The organism is Promicromonospora kroppenstedtii DSM 19349, assembly GCF_000515355.1.
Taxonomy (GTDB): Bacteria; Actinomycetota; Actinomycetes; order Actinomycetales; family Cellulomonadaceae; genus Promicromonospora; species Promicromonospora kroppenstedtii.
This window is the reverse complement of sequence record NZ_KI911665.1, coordinates 147,829-148,789: the sequence shown is the minus strand read 5'-3', so window position 1 is coordinate 148,789 and position 961 is coordinate 147,829. Positions and strand designations below refer to the sequence as shown.

2 protein-coding genes are annotated in these 961 nt (G+C 72.0%); one reads left to right on the top strand and one right to left on the bottom strand.

The window, feature by feature from the left end; genetic code table 11:
* Positions 1-80: 80 nt before the first annotated feature.
* Positions 81-680, bottom strand: a complete 600-nt coding sequence (locus PROKR_RS13075) for a type III secretion system chaperone family protein (protein WP_232216120.1) — start codon at positions 678-680, stop codon at positions 81-83.
* Between the two features lie 58 nt (positions 681-738).
* Between PROKR_RS13075 and PROKR_RS34840 the strand changes: the two genes are divergently transcribed.
* Positions 739-961: hypothetical protein (locus PROKR_RS34840; protein WP_169736404.1), on the top strand; the 223-nt coding region annotated here is incomplete at its 3' end.

Here is a 961-nt window from a genome sequence, read left to right as displayed (position 1 = left end):
GGGGCGCCGGGCCGCCGGCGGACGTGGGTTGAGCAGGCGCGCGAGCCAGCGGCCGGCGCCGCCTCCGCTCCGGGGCGGGCTCATGGCGCGGACCTCAGCGGGTCGGGGAACGTCTCGTCGAGATGTTCGAAGAACATGGAGCCCGTGGTCAGCCCGCACTGCAGCAGCTGGTCGAGCTGGTCCTCGGTGACGCCGTGCTCCAGGTCGACCGTCACCTCGGTGTAGACGAGCACCGCGCCGTTGTCGCGCACACGGACGTACGTCTTGGGCCAGATGCGCTCGGCGTTCCACTCGTTGCACAGCTCGAGGATCTCCTCCAGCCGCTCGATGGTCAGGTCCCGGTGCCACTGCCCGCGTACCTGGAGCACCTCGTTGCTCTCGCCGACCATGAGGAAGTAGAACAGCCAGCCGTGCCACAGCCCGCCGACGTCGCCCTCGGAGTCCACGAAGTAGCTGAACCCGTTCTCGCCCAGCCACTCGACCACGCGGTCGCGCGTCAGCGGCTCGGGGACCGAGGAGGGATCGTCGAGGCCGCCCGTCAGCTCACGCAGCAGCACGCCCTCCACCTGCGCCCGCAGCTCCTCATCGTCGAGTTCCCTGGGCTCGGGCTGTTGCGGGCCGGTGGCCGCACGGTCGCCGTCGCCCGCCGTGTTCCGGCGTCGTGACCCGAAGAACCTCACCAGCCCACAGTACCTGCCAGACCCCTCCCCCCGCTGCGCCCTTTGCGTGGAAAGGGGGGTGGAATCGCCCACGAACCGCTGGATGCCGGGGCCGGTGCTACTTTCGTCCATCGTGCACGCCGTGATCCTGCCCGCGACCCCGCTGCTCGTCCCCGGGACGGTCCCTGGCCTGCGCACCGACCCGCTTGCGGGCGTCCGGCAGGCCGTCTCCGCCGCGCTGGCCCGGCTCACCGCGGGCGATCGGGTACCGCTGGTCCTCGCGCACGGCCCCGCGCTCCGGC